At 68.2% G+C, this 17,991-nt stretch carries 16 protein-coding genes and 2 pseudogenes; 11 read left to right on the forward strand and 7 right to left on the reverse strand.

Annotated features, from left to right (window positions below):
- Window positions 1–33: 33 nt before the first annotated feature.
- Complete coding sequence (locus BG28_RS11420; protein ID WP_051501374.1) at window positions 34–567, reverse strand: biotin transporter BioY; 534 nt, start codon at window positions 565–567, stop codon at window positions 34–36.
- A 305-nt stretch (window positions 568–872) separates the two neighbouring features.
- Here BG28_RS11420 and BG28_RS11425 point away from each other — a divergent pair, with 305 nt between their 5' ends.
- The 3 genes from BG28_RS11425 (at window position 873) to ilvA (ending at window position 4,685) form a co-directional block, all read left to right on the forward strand.
- The gene (locus tag BG28_RS11425) at window positions 873–1,784 is read left to right on the forward strand and encodes a Bax inhibitor-1/YccA family protein (protein WP_051501358.1); all 912 of its coding nucleotides are present in this window, start codon (window positions 873–875) and stop codon (window positions 1,782–1,784) included.
- 145 nt (window positions 1,785–1,929) lie between these two features.
- Window positions 1,930–3,402: an AI-2E family transporter gene (locus BG28_RS11430; protein WP_051501359.1), complete on the forward strand. Its 1,473-nt coding sequence runs from the start codon at window positions 1,930–1,932 to the stop codon at window positions 3,400–3,402.
- Window positions 3,399–4,685: a threonine ammonia-lyase gene (gene ilvA / locus BG28_RS11435; RefSeq protein ID WP_051501360.1), complete on the forward strand. Its 1,287-nt coding sequence runs from the start codon at window positions 3,399–3,401 to the stop codon at window positions 4,683–4,685. Before BG28_RS11430 ends, ilvA begins: the two co-directional genes overlap by 4 nt.
- Window positions 4,686–4,797: 112 nt before the next feature.
- Here the strand turns inward: ilvA and greA are convergent, their stop codons facing one another.
- The 4 genes from greA to BG28_RS16330 form a co-directional block, all read right to left on the reverse strand.
- Window positions 4,798–5,298, reverse strand: coding sequence for a transcription elongation factor GreA (gene greA, locus BG28_RS11440; RefSeq protein WP_084479677.1), 501 nt, complete (start codon window positions 5,296–5,298; stop codon window positions 4,798–4,800).
- A 146-nt stretch (window positions 5,299–5,444) separates the two neighbouring features.
- Entirely contained in the window at window positions 5,445–6,302 is an 858-nt protein-coding gene (locus BG28_RS11445) for a substrate-binding domain-containing protein (RefSeq protein ID WP_036476819.1), read from the reverse strand.
- A gap of 72 nt (window positions 6,303–6,374) precedes the next feature.
- On the reverse strand, window positions 6,375–6,677 hold the full coding sequence (locus BG28_RS15055) for a DUF4307 domain-containing protein (RefSeq protein WP_235181090.1): 303 nt from the start codon (window positions 6,675–6,677) through the stop codon (window positions 6,375–6,377).
- Window positions 6,587–6,811 carry a hypothetical protein gene (locus BG28_RS16330; protein ID WP_235181086.1) on the reverse strand — a complete coding sequence of 75 codons (225 nt, stop codon included), beginning with the start codon at window positions 6,809–6,811 and terminating at the stop codon, window positions 6,587–6,589. The genes BG28_RS15055 and BG28_RS16330 overlap by 91 nt, the downstream gene beginning before the upstream one ends.
- A 236-nt stretch (window positions 6,812–7,047) precedes the next feature.
- Between BG28_RS16330 and mca the strand changes: the two genes are divergently transcribed.
- The 5 genes from mca (at window position 7,048) to BG28_RS11470 (ending at window position 13,089) form a co-directional block, all read left to right on the forward strand.
- The gene (gene mca, locus BG28_RS11455) at window positions 7,048–7,905 is read left to right on the forward strand and encodes a mycothiol conjugate amidase Mca (protein WP_051501375.1); all 858 of its coding nucleotides are present in this window, start codon (window positions 7,048–7,050) and stop codon (window positions 7,903–7,905) included.
- Window positions 7,906–8,023: 118 nt separating this feature from the next.
- Window positions 8,024–8,392, forward strand: a complete 369-nt coding sequence (locus BG28_RS14510) for a hypothetical protein (protein WP_051501361.1) — start codon at window positions 8,024–8,026, stop codon at window positions 8,390–8,392.
- 124 nt (window positions 8,393–8,516) lie between these two features.
- Window positions 8,517–8,756, forward strand: coding sequence for a hypothetical protein (locus tag BG28_RS15495; protein ID WP_152539283.1), 240 nt, complete (start codon window positions 8,517–8,519; stop codon window positions 8,754–8,756).
- Between the two features lie 160 nt (window positions 8,757–8,916).
- Window positions 8,917–10,725, forward strand: a complete 1,809-nt coding sequence (locus BG28_RS11465) for a prolyl oligopeptidase family serine peptidase (protein WP_235181087.1) — start codon at window positions 8,917–8,919, stop codon at window positions 10,723–10,725.
- Between the two features lie 195 nt (window positions 10,726–10,920).
- Window positions 10,921–13,089 carry a DUF255 domain-containing protein gene (locus tag BG28_RS11470; RefSeq protein WP_051501362.1) on the forward strand — a complete coding sequence of 723 codons (2,169 nt, stop codon included), beginning with the start codon at window positions 10,921–10,923 and terminating at the stop codon, window positions 13,087–13,089.
- A gap of 25 nt (window positions 13,090–13,114) precedes the next feature.
- Here the strand turns inward: BG28_RS11470 and BG28_RS11475 are convergent, their stop codons facing one another.
- Entirely contained in the window at window positions 13,115–13,726 is a 612-nt protein-coding gene (locus BG28_RS11475) for a hemolysin III family protein (protein WP_235181091.1), read from the reverse strand.
- A 230-nt stretch (window positions 13,727–13,956) separates the two neighbouring features.
- On the opposite strand from BG28_RS11475, the pseudogene uppS reads away from it, so the two are divergent.
- Window positions 13,957–14,738: pseudogene (gene uppS / locus BG28_RS11480) on the forward strand (polyprenyl diphosphate synthase).
- 398 nt (window positions 14,739–15,136) lie between these two features.
- Window positions 15,137–16,446 (forward strand): annotated as a pseudogene (locus BG28_RS11485) (PhoH family protein).
- Window positions 16,447–16,522: 76 nt separating this feature from the next.
- Here the strand turns inward: BG28_RS11485 and BG28_RS11490 are convergent.
- A complete protein-coding gene (locus tag BG28_RS11490) occupies window positions 16,523–17,233 on the reverse strand; it encodes a rhomboid family intramembrane serine protease (protein ID WP_051501364.1) in 711 nt (236 codons plus the stop codon).
- A gap of 146 nt (window positions 17,234–17,379) precedes the next feature.
- On the opposite strand from BG28_RS11490, the gene BG28_RS11495 reads away from it, so the two are divergent.
- The gene (locus BG28_RS11495) at window positions 17,380–17,892 is read left to right on the forward strand and encodes a MarR family winged helix-turn-helix transcriptional regulator (RefSeq protein WP_036476823.1); all 513 of its coding nucleotides are present in this window, start codon (window positions 17,380–17,382) and stop codon (window positions 17,890–17,892) included.
- Window positions 17,893–17,991 lie beyond the last annotated feature (99 nt).

A 17,991-nucleotide genomic window follows, 5' to 3' on the forward strand; every position in this document is an offset into this window, starting at 1 on the left:
GCGTGACCCTCAACGGCGGTGTCCTCGGCCGCGTCACCGCCGACGCCTGCGCGCGTGGGTGAACGGTGCCGGGTAGGCGCGGGCCAGGGAATGGGTCAGCGTCACCGCGATCGCGGCCTTGATGGCATCACCGGGGAGGAACGCGAGGTTGATCAGCGCGGCCTGTTCCAGGCTGAGTCCCATCTGGAATGCCATCACCGGAAGCCCGCAGGCGTAGACGACCACGATCCCGCCGAGCACCGTGCCCAAGATGGTGCGCCAGACGCGCAGCGGCCAGGAAGCCTGGGTGATCAGTCCCACCAGGAAGGCTCCGGGGATCCAGCCCAGCGCGAAGCCGGCGCTGGGACCGGCGAAGGCCCCTAGGCCGCCGGAGCCGTGAGCCAGCAGCGGCAGTCCCGCTGCGACCAGCACGTGGAGCAGCACGATGGCCCCGGCTCCGCGCCACGGTCCCAGCACGGCACCGGCCAGCATCACTCCGAGCGTCTGCAGCGTGATCGGGACCCCGCCGGCCAGAGGGATGGCGGGGAGCTGGCCCAGCACCGCGACCAGGGCCGCGAACATCGCCATCTGGGCGATGCTGCGCACCCCGGTGCTGGGCGCGGCGGGCGCAGCACCACCGGAGGATCCTGGGGCGGGGGATGGGGCAGTTGATGCGGAAGTCGCAGAGGATCTGTTGAACACCGTTCAAATATAGCGCCTCAGATCGCCTGTCGTCCGCTGGCGGCAGATTCCCGGGTAATCTCCAGCTGAGCCGGGGCCATGGCGCTAGAATATTGAGGGACTCGTCTCTCATGGGACCGGCCGGACAGCCGTGACCTGCGGGGACAGACGATGAGACATCCACCCGAGCACCGATAGGAGTGCGGTCACACATGTCCAACCCCATATTCAACACCGGTGCCTTCCCTGATCAGTTCAGCGAGAAGAAGCGCGAGCGGCGCCGGTTCTACATGAACGATCAGGGCGTGACGGAGCAGTCGCGCCAGAGCCCCTCCCAGGGCCAGCCCTTCGCGGCCCAGTACGGCATGCCCGGCCAGCAGGCCGGCGGTGCGGGCGCGGATCAGCTGAACCGCCAGTACAACCTGCCTGACGCCGCGGGCTCGCAGGGTGCGGCGATGACCTATGACGACGTCATCCGCAAGACCGTCACCAGCTTCGCCGTCGTGCTGCTCGGCGCGGCCGGAGCCGTGGCGCTCGGTCTGGTGATGCCCGGCGCGATCATGGGGCTGGCGCTGGTCGCCGCCCTGGCTGGCTTCGGTCTCGGCCTGGCCAACGCGTTCAAGAAGGAGCCGAACCCGGCCCTGATCCTGGCCTACTCGGCCACCCAGGGCTTCTTCCTCGGTGCCTTCACCATGGTCATGGAGGCCATGTTCCCCGGGATCGCCGTTCAGGCGGTCATGGCCACACTGGCAGTCTTCGGCACCGTGCTGGCGCTGTTCAAGTCCGGCAAGGTCCGCGCCACCCCGAAGCTGAACAAGATGTTCTTCGTCGCGATCATCGGCTACGCGGTGTTCTCGCTGATGAACTTCGGTCTTGTGATGTTCACCGACATCGGCATGTTCGGTCTGCGCGCGGGCTGGATGGGTGTCGCCATCGGCGCCTTCGCCATCCTGCTGGCCACCTATTCCCTGGTCATGGACTTCACCAACATCCAGGAAGGTGTGGAGGCCGGTGTCTCGCAGAAGTACGGCTGGGCCGCCGCCTTCGGACTCACCGTCTCCCTGGTGTGGCTCTACATCGAGATCCTTCGCGTGATCGCGATCCTGCGCTCGATGACTGAATAGGAACACCCGAGAACCGAGTCCTTCCCACGCCGCCGAGCGCCGAGGAACTGACTTCCCGCAAGAGACGACGGGCCCGCCCGATGCCGCTAGCATCCGGCGGGCCCGTCGTCGTTTCACCCCCTGGTTGCCATGGCAGGATGTAGCAATGAACACTGTTGAAAAGCTCGAGCTGATGGAAGAGGACGTCCCTCCCCGGATGGCCGAGGAACAGCGAATCCAGGACGACGTGCCCTGGGGCATCCGGATCGCTGCCGCCTGGTCCTGGCGCGTCATCATCATCCTGCTCTTCGCGGGCGTGCTGATCTGGCTGCTCAGCCACATCTCGCTGCTGCTGATCCCGCTGCTGGTGGCCGCCCTGCTGGCCACGCTGCTGCGCCCGCTGCACAACGTCTTCGTGAAGTGGAAGTTCCCGCGCGTACTCGCCGCGATCACCACGCTGCTGGTGCTCATCGGCTTCGTCGCCGGGCTCCTCACCCTCGTCGGCCAGCAGCTGGTCACCGGCTTCGCCGAGATGGCGACCCAGGTCGAGGAGGGCCTCTTCGAGCTGGTCGCCCTCGCGGAGGAGACCGCCGCAGGCTTCAACATCGAGATCTCGACCGAGCAGATCAACCAGGGCCTGGAAGAAGGCCTGACCTACCTGCAGGACAACTCCGACGCGATCCTGGGTGGAGCCATGGCGCTGGGCTCCACCGCCGGCAACATCGTGGTCGGCGGCATCCTGGCCCTGTTCACGCTGATCTTCTTCCTGGCCGATGGCCGCAAGATCTGGGACTTCCTGGTCTTCTTCGCCCCCGGCAAGCACCGCCCCGCCATCCACGGGGCCGGGCGCCGCGGCTGGACCGCGCTGGGCTCCTATATGCGCGTGCAGGTCTTTGTGGCCGGGGTCGACGCGGTGGGCATCGGCGTCGGTGCGGCTCTGCTGGGCGTGCCACTGGCGCTGCCGGTGGCCGTGCTGGTCTTCCTGGGCTCCTTCATCCCGATCGTCGGCGCCGTGGTCACCGGCGCCGTCGCCGTGATCCTCGCCCTGGTGGCCAACGGACTGGGCAATGCGCTGCTGATGGTCGGCGTGGTGCTGCTGGTCCAGCAGATCGAGTCCAACATCCTGCAGCCCATCGTGATGGGCAAGGCAGTGCGGCTGCACCCGCTGGCAGTGATCCTCGCGGTGACCGCCGGCACCACCTTGCTGGGCATCGTCGGCGCGCTCTTCGCCGTGCCGGTCCTGGCCTTCGTCACCCGAGCCACCCGATACCTCGTGAAGGAGGAATGGCGCGGCGACCCTGAGGCCAAGGCGATGGAGAAGCTGGAGAAGGAGGAGGCGGTCAGACGCGCCGCCCAGAAGGAGGTCCAGGAGGCCGAGGAACAGGCCTCGCTGGCGAACATCACCCGACGGTTCAAGGAGACCATCCCCGGGCTGGATCCGGAGCGGCGTGGATTCGGGCGCCGTGGGGACTCCTCCGAGGCTCAGGTGACCCGCACCGAGACGCACACCGCTGCCGGCACCCGCCCGCATCCCGATGCCGAGGAGACTGACCACGGCAGAGGAGCGCAGTCGGGAACAGAGACTCGAACACAGACCCGAGACGACACCCGGTCTGAGGATGGGGGCACAAGAGAATGACACAGATCCAGCACCACTCCGAGGCGGAGGACCGCCCGGGCGCCCAGCTGAGCGTGCAGCTCGAGGACATCGAAGCCGCTCAGAAGCTGCTCTCTGACATCATCGTGTGCACCCCGATGGAGCACTCCCGTGCGCTGGGCCGCCTGGTGGGGGCCACCGTGCACCTGAAGGCCGAGAACCTTCAGCGCGCCGGCTCCTTCAAGGTGCGCGGGGCCTATGTGCGCATGGCGCGGCTCTCCGAGGAGGAGAAGTCTCGCGGCGTCGTCGCAGCCTCCGCGGGCAATCACGCCCAGGGCGTGGCCCTGGCGGCGAAGAAGCTGGGCATCACCGCGAAGATCTACATGCCGCACGGTGTGGCGCTGCCGAAGCTGGCCGCCACCCGGGACCACGGCGCAGAGGTCATCCTGCACGGCTCCAACGTGGACGAGGCCCTGGCCGAGGCGCAGCGACACTCGGATGAGACCGGCTCGGTCTTCATCCACCCGTTCAACAACACCGACGTCGTCGCCGGACAGGGGACCATCGGTCTCGAGATCCTGGAGCAGGAGCCCGAGGTTGACACCGTGATCATGGGCATCGGCGGTGGCGGCCTGCTGGCCGGCTCCGCCGTGGCGATCAAGCAGCAGGCCGCGAGGCTGGGCCGAGAGGTCAGGATCATCGGCGTCCAGGCCGAGAACGCCGCCGCCTACCCGCCCTCGCTCGCAGCCGACGCGCTGGTCCCGATCAAGGGGGTGCGCACCATCGCCGACGGGATCGCCGTGGGCCGTCCCGGCGAGATCCCGTTCGAGATCATCAAGGACCTGGTCGATGAGGTCGTGACGGTCAGCGAGGACGCGATCGCCCGGGCGCTGATCTTCCTGCTGGAGCGCTCCAAGATGGTCGTGGAGCCCGCTGGTGCCGTGCCGGTGGCCGCGCTGATGGAGGGCAAGCTCACCGAGCTGGGCATCGAGTCCAAGAACGTGGTGGCCGTGCTCTCCGGCGGAAACATCGACCCGATGCTGATGCTGCGCGTGATCCAGCACGGCCTCTCCGCCGCCGACCGGTTCCTCACCGTGAAGCTGATGTTGAAAGATCTTCCCGGCGAACTGGCCACGATCTCCCAGATCATCGCCGATGCCGACGCGAACGTCACCGGGGTCGACCACAGCCGGATCGGAGGTGCGCTCTCCATGGGGGAGGTCTCGATCGTGATCAACATGGAGACCAAGGGTGCCGAGCACTCCGAGCGTGTGCTCAACCGGCTGCGCGCCCAGGGCTACGAACCCATGGTCCCGCAGCACTGACGCCAGCGGCCCGCTGGGCCGGCCCGGAAGCTCACCGCACAAGGACGGCGGCGGCCCCCACCCTGAGGAGTCTCAAGGTGGGGCGCGCCCGTCGTGTTGCTGGGTGTGGCTCTCAGCCGCCGAAGGGCTCGGCGGAGAGGATCTCCACCGGGATGTCCTTGCCGTTGGGCGCGGAGTAGCTGAGCTTGTCTCCGGGCTTGGCGCCGTTGATCGCCTCGCCGATGGGGGAGCGCTCGGAGTAGACCTCGAGGTCGGTGTCTCCGGCGATCTCGCGGTTGCCGAAGAGGAACTTCATGGTGTTGCCCGCGATCTTGGCCTCCACGAGCATTCCGGGCACCACGGTGTCACCGGTGGGAGCCTCGCCGACATAGGCGTTCTCCAGCAGGTCCTTGAGGTAGCGGATGCGCGCCTCAGCCTTGCCCTGCTCCTCCTTCGCGGCGTGGTAGCCGCCGTTCTCCTTGAGGTCTCCCTCTTCGCGGGCAGACTCGATGCGGTCAACGATCTCCTGGCGACCGGGTCCGCTGAGGTGCTTGAGCTCGCCTTCCAGCCGATCGTAGGCCTCCTGGGTCAGCCACTGAGCGTTCTCGTCGATCTCGGGGGTGTGCGTTGACACGGTTCATCTCTCCTTATTCATGCAAAGACCCCGCCGGAGGTCGGCATGGTGCTTCGGCCCTTCAGCCCGGAACATGCCTCGGCGGGGTGTTGATGCGTTCCCCACATGCTAGTGGGGGTGCTCCGGATTCTCAATCAGGACCGTGGCTATTCTTCGGAACTGGCCCCAGCTTCCGCGACAGGCGCGGGAAGGAAGCCTGCTCCGCTGAAGGCTGAACGCGCCTGTTCCCCGGCGAGTATCCCGAAGAACTCATTGGCAGCTCCAGGGCTCTGCGGATCGGCGAGCACTCCCGCCCAGACCTGCGTGGTGCTGTGCTGGAACTGCGGGATCTCGAAGGTCTGCAGCGGTGCGTCCTGGGCCAGCACGTCGGTGACATAGGCCAGAGCAACATCGCTCTCGCCCTGGATGAGGTTCTGCAGGGCGCTCTCCGGCTCAGCGGAGAAGCCGGCACGAGCGACACGGGAGTCTTCGTGCTTCAGGTCCAGATCGAAGTCGCCGGAGAGTTCGGTGATCTGCTCGGTGCAGGGAGCGTCCCCGGTGCAGGTGCTCACCCTCAGCTCGGAGGAGCGGGCGGAGAAGTCCTCGAAATCCAAGATGTCCGAGGGGTTCTCCGCCGTGGCGACCAGCACCAGGCGGTTGCTCGCCATCGGGAGCGGATCACCCTCGATGCTGCCCTGACGCCTGAGCGCCTGCATCTGCTCCCGTGAGGCGGTGAGCACGAGGTCTGCCTCGTGCCCGGAATCGATCCTGCGCTGCAGCGCCTCGGCGTCGAGGTACTCCACCTGGGTGGAGACGCCGCTCTGCCGTTCTTGAAGGTCTGCATCGAGCGCCTGAAGCGCGGGTGCCGTGGAAGGTGCCGCGAGTACGTTCACGCTGCGGCCCTCATCTGTGTTGATCCCTGCCGCAGAGCCGCAGGCGCTGAGCACGAAGGCTGCGACGAAGCAGAGCAGCAGCACGAGCGCGATCACGCCGCGGAGTCGGAAGAAGAGAGAGTCGGGTTTCATGGACAGGCCCCTATGAGGGTGTGGAGCCCGTCTGCTAGAGCTCTATGGGTGATGCAAGTCGTGCGCGGGGGGTCATTCGAGCTGCCAGCAGGAGTCCACCACTCCGGTGACTCCGCGGGACTCGGTCCGCAGATCGGTGCGGTAATACTCGCTGCGATCTCCTGGGCTTGACCCCTCGTGGGGACCGATGGTGACCACCCGTGCTCCGACGACCGCGTAACTATTGTCCAGCACGTGGATCATGCATTGAACCGTAGCATCCTGGTCCTTGGAGACTTCGAAGTCTACCGAGGCCTCGGTGTCGGAGGTGATCGTGTAGCCGACGTCGTTGTGGGTGAGCTGACCGACCGCGTTGCCAAGGGTGAAGTAGACGATCGCGCCGAAGGCAGAACCAGCGCGCCGAGGATCATCCAGCGTTGAGACTTCGCCGACACGCTGCGCCGCGGGGCGCCGTAGCGGGACTCCAGCTCGGTGGAGGCAGCGGCGTCGGTGGTGCTGGACTCAGTCATCAGGACTATTCTAGGTGCTTATGCAGAGCTCACACCGCACCTTCTCCCAGAAGTCCTTACCGGACCGCACCACCCGCTCCTCGGGTCCGTTGAATTCCCGCGCCGGGCACGCCGGCGGCGCCCATCATGGCGACGGCGGCAGCCCCGAGGTCGGTGCCGGGATCAGTGCCGAGGTGGTCGCGGCGGCGGTAGACGGCGCCAAGGCGCAGAGCCTTCCGAGATCCTCCGGTCTGCGCATGCTGGCCGTGCATGCCCACCCCGATGACGAGTCCTCCAAGGGTGCCGCCATGATGGCGGCCTATGCGGCCGCCGGGGCTGAGGTCATGGTGGCCACCGCCACCGGCGGCGAGCAGGGCGACCTGCTGAACCCCGAGGCCGGCGAGATCCTGCAGACCCACCGTGACCTCCCCGGCGTGCGCCGGATGGAGATGGCCGAGGCGGCCAAGGCGCTGGACGTCTCCCATGTCTGGCTGGGCTTCGCTGACTCCGGGCTGCCTGAGGGGGACCCGACACCGCCGCTGCCCTTCGGCAGCTTCGCGACGCTGCCCCTCGAGCAGGCCGCCGCTCCACTGGTGCGCCTGATCCGCCGCTTCCGGCCGCATGTGATCCTCTCCTACGACGAGGTCGGCGGGTACCCTCACCCGGATCACATCATGAGCCACAAGATCACCGTGGAGGCCTACCGGACCGCAGGAGACCCCACGCGATACCAGGGCCTCGGCGAGGCCTGGGAGCCACAGAAGCTCTACTACGACCGCGCCTTCAACCCAGGACGGTTCGAGGCGATCCACAAGGCCCTGGTCGAGGCCGGGCACAAGTCCCCCTATGGGGATCGGCTGCTGCGCTTCCGGGATGGGTCGATTCCATGGATGACCGAGCATGAGGTCACCACCCAGATCCCGGTGGGCACCTTCCTGGAGCATCGCGACCGCGCGCTGCGCGCCCACCGCACCCAGGTCGAGCCCGACGGGTTCTTCTTCGCCACCCCGAACGACTTCCTGCGCGAGGTCTGGCCCTACGACGACTACGTCCTGGTCGATTCCCGGGTGGAGACGCAGCTGCCGGAGCAGGACCTGTTCAGCGGTCTGCGCTGAGGTCTCGGTTCCTCGCTGGATTTCTACAACGCGTAGACTTGACTCACCGGTCGCCCTCGGCGGCTGCCGGATAAGCCCGGTCCATCAGGACTGACGACGTTCAAAGGCAGAGACACCTGTGGTTCTAATTCCCTCGGTCAACAACCCGTGGCCAGGTGGGGGCGGCGGTGACGCCCCCGAGCTCCGTCCTGGGCTGGAAGAGGCTGACATCACCCCGGGGATCGAAGGCTTCCTCTTCACCGCCCTGGTCGTGGTGCTGCTCATCGTGGTGGTCCGTGACCTGGTCAAGCGCATGCGCCGGATGAAGTACCGGGCGCAGGTGGAGGCCGAGTACGGCGAGGACGAAGCGGAGTTCCCCGGCGAGATCACCGAGGCCGAGATCTCAGCCTCGCAGCAGCGCTCCCGCGACGCCGCGGCCGAGGCCCGCTTCGGCCCGGCGCCCACGACCCCGCCCACCGAGAACGAGTCCCAGCCCCCCGCCCGCTGAGTCGGGCCCCTCTTCCCCCTCTCGTTGAGGGGCTGATTCTGCGAGCAGTTGAGTGGGTTTCGGGGACTGAATACCCGGAGATTCCGCCCCTCAACGTGTGGGTGGGGTGTCCTACACTGTCGCCATGGTGACAACCCTTCCTCATGGATCCTGGCCGTCGACGATCTCTGCCGAACAGCTGGCGGTGGGCGGCAACCGGCTGGGCTCCCCACAGTGGGTCGGTGCCCAGCTCTGGTGGAGCGAGTCCCTCGCCGCCGAGGCGGCCGACAGACCATCGTGCGGACCGATGCAGACCCGCTGGCGGCCGCGGAGCATGACGACGACGCGGCTCGCCGGACCCCTGCCGCGCGCGCCCGCACCGTGAGTGTGCTGCCGGCCCCGTTCACGCCCGGTCCCGGGTCCACGAATACGGCGGCTCCTCGTGGATCGCGCTGCCCGCCGGCCCGCCGGCCTCGACAGCCCCGCCCCTCGGCGCCGTCCCGGAGCAGGCCGGCTCCCAGCAGTCTGGTTCCCGGGATCCGCTGGTGTTGTTCGTGAACTTCACCGACCAGCGGGTCTACGCCTTCGTCGAGGGCGCGACCCCGCAGCCGATCAGTCCGGTGGGTGCCGAGATCCCCGCCGCCGGCGGACCCTCGCTGCGCTGGGCGCAGCCCACCGCGGTCTCTCTCGCCGACGGCACCATGGAGGTGTGGTGGATCTGCGAGGAACACCTCGGGGGTGAGGACTCAGCGGGCGCGGCGCGCATCGAACGCTATATCGCGGCGCTTCCGCTGGACGGTTCGGCCGCCGAGGACCAGCTTGCGGTGCGCAAGGTGACCCCGTCCTCGCGGTTCGTCGCACACCCGCAGCTCTCACCGGATGGGACCCAGCTGGCCTGGATCTCCTGGGAACACCCGCAGATGCCCTGGGACGGCACCGCGCTGCACGTGGGCCAAGTCGCCGGCGGGATCGTGGTCGAGGATCAGGTCCTCGACGGCGGCCCCGAGGTCTCGGTGCTGCAGCCCCAGTGGCGTCGCGACGGGGAACTGCTCTACCTCAGCGACCGTTCCGGGTGGTGGAACCCCTGGATGGTGCAGACCGGGACTCAGCTCAGCACTCCAAGCGGCGCCGCGTCCCACGGCGCCGCTTCGGCTGGCGCCGCCCCGGCAGAGACGCCGCGCCAGCTGCTGGTCGATGAGCAGGAGTACGCCGGGCCGCTCTGGCAGCTGGGCCAGCGCTGGGTCACCCCGATCGACGCCGATCACGCCCTGTGCGTCCATGGAACCGCCACCGACTCGCTGGGCGTGCTGAACCTGCGTGACGGCACGGTCTCGCCGGTCGCGCTGCCGCATACCGCCATCTCCGGGGTGAGCCTGCGCGAGGACGGCGCACTCGCGCTGCATGGCTCCTCGAGGACCGAGTTCCCTGCGATCAGTGCGGGTCAGCTCGTGGTGAACGAGGGGCAGTGGACGGTGGAGAGCCTCGACGTCGTCCGCTCCTCCCGACAGGACGCTCCCGAGCCCGGGCTGCTGCCGGTGCCCGAGCCGATCACGGTGCACGACGCCTCAGGGCAGGAGATCCATGCGGTGCTCTACCGGCCGCGCCAGGAGGGATTCGCTGCTCCGGCGGGTGAGCTGCCACCCTTCATCGCCCAGGTGCACGGCGGGCCCACCGGCCAGGCCGCCGTCGGACTCTCACTGGGAATCGCCTACTACACCTCGCGCGGACTCGGCGTGGTGGACATCAACTATGGCGGATCCACCGGTTTCGGCCGGGCCTACCGCGAACGGCTCAAGGGCCAATGGGGCGTGGTGGACGTGGAGGACACCGTCGCGGTCATGGAACACCTGGTGAGGGAAGGGATCGCTGATCCGCGTCGGCTGGGGATCGAGGGCGGCAGCGCAGGGGGATGGACCACCCTGGCCTGCCTGACCCGCACCGAGACCTTCGCCGCAGGGGTCTCCAGCTTCGGGGTGGCTGATCTGGTCGCGCTGGCCGAGGACACCCACGACTTCGAGTCCCGCTACCTGGATGGGCTCGTCGGCCCTTACCCGGAGGCCGCAGCGCTCTACCGCGAGCGGGCGCCGCTGAACCATGTGGACACCCTGAGCTGCCCGGTGCTGCTGCTTCAGGGCGACGAGGACCCGATCGTCCCGCCGAACCAGGCCGAGATGTTCCGCGATGCGCTCGCGGCGAAGTCCATCCCGCATGGGTACCTGCTCTTCGCCGGGGAGCAGCACGGGTTCCGCAAGGCCGAGAACATCATCACCAGCTTCGAGGCTGCGCTGAGCTTCTACGGCCAGATCTTCGGCTTCGAACCTGAGGGGATCCCACACCTGCAGCTGAGCCGCTGACCCCTCCCTGACGTTGAGGGGCGGATTCTACGAGCAGTTGAGTGGGATCAAGGCCTCAGATGCACGGAGATTCCGCCCCTCAACGCGGGTGGGGGGACGCTCGACGCCGGGTCGCGGGTGCGCGAGACTGGACGGATGGGACATCGCCTTGCTGAAAGCTCTTCGCTGTACCTCCGATCCCACGCGGGGAACCCCGTGGACTGGCACCCCTGGGGGGCCGCGGCCTTCGCCGAGGCGCGACGACGCGACGTCCCGGTCTTCGTCTCGATCGGCTATGCGGCCTGCCACTGGTGCCACGTGATGGCGCGCGAGTCCTTCGCGGACCCGGTGCTCGCGGCGACGCTGAACCAACGATTCGTCGCGATCAAGGTGGACCGCGAGGAGCACCCCGATGTGGATGACACCTATATGGCCGCCACCCAGGCGATGACCGGGCAGGGCGGCTGGCCGATGAGCGTCTTCACCCTGCCCGACGCCCGGGTCTTCCACGCCGGCACCTACTTCCCTCCCCGCCGGGTGGGCCAGGTCCCCTCCTTCGCCGAGGTCCTCGACGCCGTCCACCAGGCCTGGACCGAGCGCCGCAGCGAGGTCGAGACCTCCGCGGGCAAGATCGCCGAGTCCCTCGGGGCTCAGCGCCGGCAGCAGGCGGGACTGGCCACGACGGTCCATGCCCTGGACGACGGCGCACCCATCGACGGCGCGGATACCGATCCCGCGCGCATCGACCCCTCACGCATCGAGTCCGCGGAGCTCGACGGACTCGTGGACGACGCCCTGCGGGTGCTGGGTGACCAGGAGGACCCGGTCCACGGCGGCTTCGGCTCCGCGCCGAAGTTCCCTCCCTCCCCGCTGCTGGGCTTCCTGCTCGAGGAGTCCGTCTGGGACCCCGGCTCCGCGGCGGCGGGTTTGGCGCTGCGCACGCTGGAGACCCTGGGCCGTTCTGCGCTCTTCGATCAGGTCGAAGGCGGCTTCGCGCGCTACGCCACCGACCTCGCCTGGGCGCTGCCGCACTTCGAGAAGATGCTCTACGACAATGCCCAGCTCATCGGGCACTACGCCCGGCTCAGCAGGCACCCGGCCGTGGACGAGGTCTCTCGTGGACGCGCCGAACGTCAGGCTCGGCTCAGCATGGACTGGCTCACCGAGCGGATGCTGCTGCCGGACTCGGGGCTGCTGGCCTCCTCGCTCGACGCCGACACGGTCGACACCTCCGGTCAGCACAGTGAGGGCGCCACCTACCTGTTCTCCGACGACGAGCTGAACGAGGCCGCCGGGGCTGCCGGCCTGGGGGAGGAGCAGGCCCAGCAGCTGGTGGCGCTGAACCGCGGCGTCCCCGCCGACGAGCAGTCGATCACGCAGGGCGCCCCGCTGCACATCAGCGCGCAGACTCCGCGCACCCTGCACTTCGATGCCCCGCTGACCGGTGCCCAGACTCAGCTTATGGAGCAGGTGGCGCCGGAGCTGCGCCGTCGTCGGCGGCTGCGGGATCAGCCGGCCCGGGATGAGAAGGTCGTGGCGTCTTGGAACGCCCAGGCGATCACCTCGATGGCGACGGCCGCGGCGCTCTGGGACGATTCTGCGCTGCTGGCCCAGGCCGAGGCGCTCGCCGAACGGCTCTGGCAGATCCACGTGACGAGTGAACCCGGGGAGGATCCGGCGGCCGAGTCCGATGCCCTCCACCAGGCTGGTCGGGTGCGCGTGCAGCGGATCTCCTACGCCGGCGTGCCCGCCGCCGAGCTCGGCGGCCTCGCCGATCACGCGCATCTGGCGGTGGCTTGCTTCCAGCTCAGCTCGGCCGGCGCCGACGCCGGATGGGTGCGCCGCGGCGCCGCTGTGCTGGGTCAGATCCTGCGAAGCTTCGTGATCCGCGAGGGCGGGGAGATCCAGCTGTTGGAGAGCTCGGATGCCGAAGGGCTGCTCACCGCCGCGCAGCAGGGCCCGCTGCTGGCCACCCCGCTGGACGGACCCGAGCCCAGCAGCGTCGCCGCCCTGGCCCAGGCGCTGCAGATGGCTGAGGCGCTGGAGCTGCTCGGTGCCGAGGACCTCAGGCCGGGGATGATCCTGCAGCACGTGAAGCTCGCCGCCGCCAAGGCGCCCACGGTGATCGGGGCCTCCATGCTGGTGGCGCGCCGCGCGGGACGGCAGTCCCCGGCGTTCCGGTTCCTCGCCGGCACCGCGGCGGACCTGGCTCAGGTGCGCCGGGCCGGGGCGCTTCATGGGGTGCCGGTGGAGCCGGTTGCCGCCGAGACCGTGCAGCCGGAGGCCGGGCTGAAGCTCAGCGTATGCCTCAACGCCGTGGGCGCGATGGTCTGCCTGCCTCCGGTGGGTTCACTGGACCAGGCGCTGGCCGCGCTGCGCGGGTGAAGTCCGCGGCTGCGCAGCGAAGGCCTCAGTCCAGCAGGGCGAACATGATCGCGATGTAATGGCAGATGAACCCGATCAGCGTGCACGCGTGGAAGAGCTCATGGAACCCGAACCAGTGCAGCGAGATGTTCGGCCGCTTCAGCGCATAGAAGACCGCACCTACGATGTAGAACAGCCCGCCCACGCAGATCAGCGTGGCCGCGGCGACGTCGGCGGCGAAGAAGTCACCCAGGAACACCAGCGCCGCCAGGCCCAGGAGGACGTAGACCGGGGTGTAGAGCCAGCGCGGCGCATCGGTCCAGAACACCCGGAAGGCGACCCCGCCTATGGCCCCGGTCCAGACCGCCACCAGCAGGATCAGGTCGCGCGGTTCCGGGAGCAGCGCCAAGGTCAGCGGGGTGTAGGTCCCGGCGATGATCAGCATGATGTTGGTGTGGTCCAGGCGCTTGAGCACCCGTGCGGTGCGTGGTGACCAGGTGCCCAGGTGATAGGTCGCAGAGACCGCGAACAGCAGCAGCCCGGTGATCACATAGACCACCGAGGCCACGCGCAGGGTGCCGGGGGGAGCCAGAACGATCAGCACGATGCCCGCGCTCAGAGCTAGCGGCACCATCGCGGCGTGCAGCCAGCCGCGCATCCGCGGCTTCGGCGGCACCTCGGAATCGAAGAGCCGCTCCGCCGGGGCAGTGCTGCGGTGAGGAAGCTCGGTCTTATGCTCATGCGGGGCCACGGCACCAGTGTAGAGCCACAGGTGACCTGTCAGTAACATACTGTGTCACACGCCGCATCTGGACGCGCGCCGCCCCCGGGCGCAGATCCCAGGGCCGTCCCTTAGGGTGGGAATGCGCCAACACTGCAGGAGGTCCCATGGGGCTGCGTTCTCTCGCCTATGCCGTCTATGAGCGGCAGATCAGCCGCGCGCTGCCGCAGAACCGGATCCCGCAGCACATCGGTGTGGTGGTGGACGGCAACCGTCGCTGGGCGAAGCTGGCCGGCACTCCGACTGCGGACGGTCACCTGGCGGGCGCGAACAAGATCGTGGAGTTCATCGACTGGTGCGCCGAGCTCGGCGTGCCCACGGTGACCCTCTACATGCTCTCCACGGACAACATGAGCAGGTCCGCCGAGGAGCTGGACCAGCTCATGGAGATCATCGCCGACACCCTCGAGCGGCTGTGTGAATCCCGGCCCGGCGGCGCCCGGTGCGGGTCCACCCCGTCGGGCAGCCCGAGCTGCTGCCCGCCCCGCTGGCCGAGCGGCTGCGCTGCGTGGATGCCGAGCTTGCCCGGGCCGAGGAGGAGCCGGCCGTGCATGTCAACGTGGCGGTGGGCTACGGCGGGCGTCAGGAGATCGTGGACGCGGTCAAGGACCTGCTGCGTGACGCCGAGTCTCAGGGCCGCAGCATCAGCGAAGTGGCCGAGGAGCTGACCCCAGGCTCGATCGCCGACTGGCTCTACACCCGCGGCCAGCCCGACCCGGAGCTGATCATCCGGACCTCGGGGGAGCAGCGGCTCTCCGGCTTCCTGATGTGGCAGTCGGCCTATTCGGAGTTCTACTTCTGCGAGGCGCTGTGGCCCGACTTCCGCCGGGTGGACTTCATCCGTGCGCTGCGGGACTACGCACAGCGGCAACGGCGCTTCGGAAACTGACGCCGTTCCCCGCCGCAGCCGGTCGGCGTCATGAGCGTCCGGTCTCGAACTGTTTACCGTTTCGTCATGCCGATCTCATCGAAAACTACTGCCATGTAGTTCGATGCGGAGTACGCTTTGAAGTGTCAGAACACTGACCGGAGAGGCCCGATCGCGTATGCCGCAGGCATCACGGAGAAGGGGTCGGACCGGCCCCTCAGGGCCGAACCGACCACCCCTGAGAATCACAACGGGGACAGTTCAAGGTTCCGCCGCGAGTCGGAGACGCCACCAGGCGTCCGCCGTCGAGACTCGCGGACGGGACCTTCTGTGTTTCCGGATATGGAGAAACCGTGGCCTCCTCGCATGTGACCCCTGCAACCCCTGACTCCGTCGACAAGCACGAGCTCGAGAAGGAGATCGCCGGCGCACTGGCCCAGAAGTCCTACGTGATCGGCACCTCGGTGCTGCTCTCGGATCCGAAGGCCTTCCTGAGGTTCGCCGAGCATGAGGTGATCCTCCCCGTCGTCGTCATCTCCGAGCTGGAGAAGAAGCGCCACGATGCCGAGCTGGGCTATTTCGCCCGCTCGGCGCTGCGACTCCTCGATGAGCTGCGCGTGAAGCACGGGGCGCTGAACCGACCGATCCCGCTCAACGACCAGGGCGGACGGCTGCTGGTCGAGCTCAACCACATCTCCTTGGAGGTGCTGCCGCAGGGCTTCCGCGGTTCCGACAACGACGCTCGGATCCTCGCGGTGGCGAAGAGCTTCGCCGACGAGGGCCGTGATGTCACCGTGGTCACCAAGGATCTGCCGATGCGGGTGAAGGCCTCCGCGATGGGGCTCGCGGCCGATGAGTACCGCAACGAATGGGTCACTGATTCCGGCTGGACCGGCCTGGCCGAGGTCAGCGCCAGCTCGGAACAGATCTCCCAGCTCTACGAGGGCGAGAAGATCGACCTCGAGGACGCCGAGCAGCTGCCGGTGAACACCGGCTGGTGATCTCCTCGGACCGCGGCTCCGCACTGGGTCGAGTCAAGCAGAACGGAGCCTCACATAAATACGTCCAGGTGGTCCGGGGAGATCGAGAGGTCTTCGGGCTGCACGGACGCTCCGCCGAGCAGCGCCTGGCCATCGACATGCTGATGGACCCGGAGCTGGGCATCGTCTCGATGGGAGGTCGAGCCGGAACGGGGAAGTCCGCGCTGGCCCTCTGCGCCGGGCTCGAGGCCGTGCTGGAACGCGGAGAGCACAAGAAGATCATCGTGTTCCGCCCGCTCTACGCGGTGGGCGGCCAGGAGCTGGGATACCTGCCCGGCTCCGAGGCCGAGAAGATGAACCCCTGGGGACAGGCGGTCTTCGACACCCTCGGGGCGCTGGTCTCGGAGAACGCGCTGGAGGAGGTGATGCACCGCGGGCTGCTCGAGGTGCTGCCGCTGACCCACATCCGCGGGCGCTCGCTGCATGACGCCTGGGTGATCGTCGATGAGGCGCAGTCGCTGGAGAAGAACGTGCTGCTCACCGTGATGTCGCGGATGGGGCAGAACTCGAAGATCGTGCTCACCCACGACGTCGCTCAGCGCGACAACCTTCGGGTGGGCCGGCACGACGGGATCGCTGCGGTGGTGGAGATCCTCAAGGGCAACCCGCTCTTCGGGCATGTCACGCTGACCCGCTCGGAGCGTTCCCGGATCGCCGCGCTGGTCACGGAGCTGCTCGAGGACGTCTAGATCCTTCGCGGCTGAGCGTGCCGCGTCCGGCTCAGGTGCCCGGGGCGCGCTCGGCCCGCCGGCCGATCGGATCTGCTCAGCCTCGCGCGATCCTCCTGCTGGCACGCTCGGCGCGCGCAGACCTGGTGAAGATGAAGGCGACGACGACGCCGGCCGCCGCCCCGGCCAGATGCCCGGACCAGGACACCCCGCCGGGGCTGATCGGGGTCATCCCGACGAGCATGCTCAGGCCATAGAGGAAGAGCACGGCCAGCGAGAACACCACCGCGAGGATCCGCCGCGTGATGAAGCCGAAGGCGACCAGGAAGGTCGCGAAGCCATAGATCACGGCGGACGCGCCGATGTGCAGTCGACCGCAGCCGAAACCCTCCGGGGCGTGGCAGATCCAGGGTGTGCCGCCGAGCCAGAGCAGCACCCCGGAGAGCAGCCAGATCACGGCGGTGATGCTGACGAACCGCCGGGTCAGCAGCGAGACCATGCCCCCCAGAACCAGCCAGGACATCGAGTTGCTCAGGATGTGCCCGAGGCTGCCGTGCAGCAGCGGCATGAACAGGATCCCGAGCAGCCCGTCCACGTCGCGAGCCTGCAGGCCGAACGCCCGGTTGAGCCAGTTCCCGGTGAAGACCATCACCAGATAGACCGCCCACATCCCGATCATGGGCACCACGACCGGCAGGAAGGTTCGGCCGAAGGTGGATCTCAGGTCCGAGCTCAGGGATCCCCAGGAATCCTCGGACTTGCTGCCGATCTGATCGCCCGCGCCGGATCGTTGGAACGCTCTGCTCATCACTCCATGCTACGCAGATGCCGGGGCTCGGTGTGCACCCTCGGTGGCCTGGCTTTCTGCGGTGTCCTACCATTGCCTTCAGGAGCTAACACCTAGCCCAAGCAACTATCGAGAGGCAGTGGCGTGACGGCCACTTCGAGGCGGGGATGTTGAAGGACCAAGATGGACATCAGGCAGATTCCCCCGGTCTCCGAACTGGCGGCTACTGGTACCAGGACACTCCGCATGCGCCGAGCTCCGTGGAGGTGCTGAACCTGCTGCGCAGGTACCGCGAGTCTGAGCGGAAGATGCGCTCGCGCACCCGGGATTCGATGCGCATGGGGGAGACGGATCTCCTCGCGCTGCGCCACGTGCTGCGGGCCCAGGCGGCGGGAGAGCTGCTGCGTCAACGGGACCTGGCCCGCGAACTGGACATCAGCGCCGCCTCGGTCAGCGTCCTGGTGGACCGACTGATCCGCGATGAATATGTCCGCCGCGTGCCGTTCCCCAGCGACCGCCGCTCGGTGGCGATCGAACCCACCATCGCAGGGGACCACGAGGTGCGCGAGACGCTCAGCGAGATGCACCGCCGGATGCTTGCGGCCGTGGAGGCGCTCACCGAGGCCGAACGCGCGGCCGCCGCGAAGTTCCTCAACGGACTCATCGCCAGCGTCGACTGAGCCCGGCCGGTGAGCCCGGCCGGTGGGCTCCGTCGGTGAGCCGAGCCGTGTGCTCCGCTCGGGCTGCGCGTCACTGTCTCGGTCCCCGGGGATCGGTTA

The sequence above is a fragment of the Nesterenkonia sp. AN1 genome (genome assembly GCF_000582475.1).
GTDB classification, from domain to species: Bacteria; Actinomycetota; Actinomycetes; order Actinomycetales; family Micrococcaceae; genus Nesterenkonia; species Nesterenkonia aurantiaca.

What these genes read in the sequence shown, in the direction of transcription:
- BG28_RS16330 (WP_235181086.1), bottom strand. Translation starts at nt 6,811, where the DNA reads ATGACTGAGTCCAGCACCACCGACGCCGCTGCCTCCACCGAGCTGGAG.
- BG28_RS11445 (WP_036476819.1), bottom strand. Translation starts at nt 6,302, where the DNA reads ATGAAACCCGACTCTCTCTTCTTCCGACTCCGCGGCGTGATCGCGCTC.
- BG28_RS15495 (WP_152539283.1), top strand. Translation starts at nt 8,517, where the DNA reads ATGGTGACAACCCTTCCTCATGGATCCTGGCCGTCGACGATCTCTGCC.
- BG28_RS11495 (WP_036476823.1), top strand. Translation starts at nt 17,380, where the DNA reads ATGTTGAAGGACCAAGATGGACATCAGGCAGATTCCCCCGGTCTCCGA.
- ilvA (WP_051501360.1), top strand. Translation starts at nt 3,399, where the DNA reads ATGACACAGATCCAGCACCACTCCGAGGCGGAGGACCGCCCGGGCGCC.
- BG28_RS11475 (WP_235181091.1), bottom strand. Translation starts at nt 13,726, where the DNA reads ATGCGCGGCTGGCTGCACGCCGCGATGGTGCCGCTAGCTCTGAGCGCG.
- mca (WP_051501375.1), top strand. Translation starts at nt 7,048, where the DNA reads ATGCTGGCCGTGCATGCCCACCCCGATGACGAGTCCTCCAAGGGTGCC.
- BG28_RS11490 (WP_051501364.1), bottom strand. Translation starts at nt 17,233, where the DNA reads ATGAGCAGAGCGTTCCAACGATCCGGCGCGGGCGATCAGATCGGCAGC.
- BG28_RS11425 (WP_051501358.1), top strand. Translation starts at nt 873, where the DNA reads ATGTCCAACCCCATATTCAACACCGGTGCCTTCCCTGATCAGTTCAGC.
- BG28_RS11420 (WP_051501374.1), bottom strand. Translation starts at nt 567, where the DNA reads ATGGCGATGTTCGCGGCCCTGGTCGCGGTGCTGGGCCAGCTCCCCGCC.
- BG28_RS11430 (WP_051501359.1), top strand. Translation starts at nt 1,930, where the DNA reads ATGAACACTGTTGAAAAGCTCGAGCTGATGGAAGAGGACGTCCCTCCC.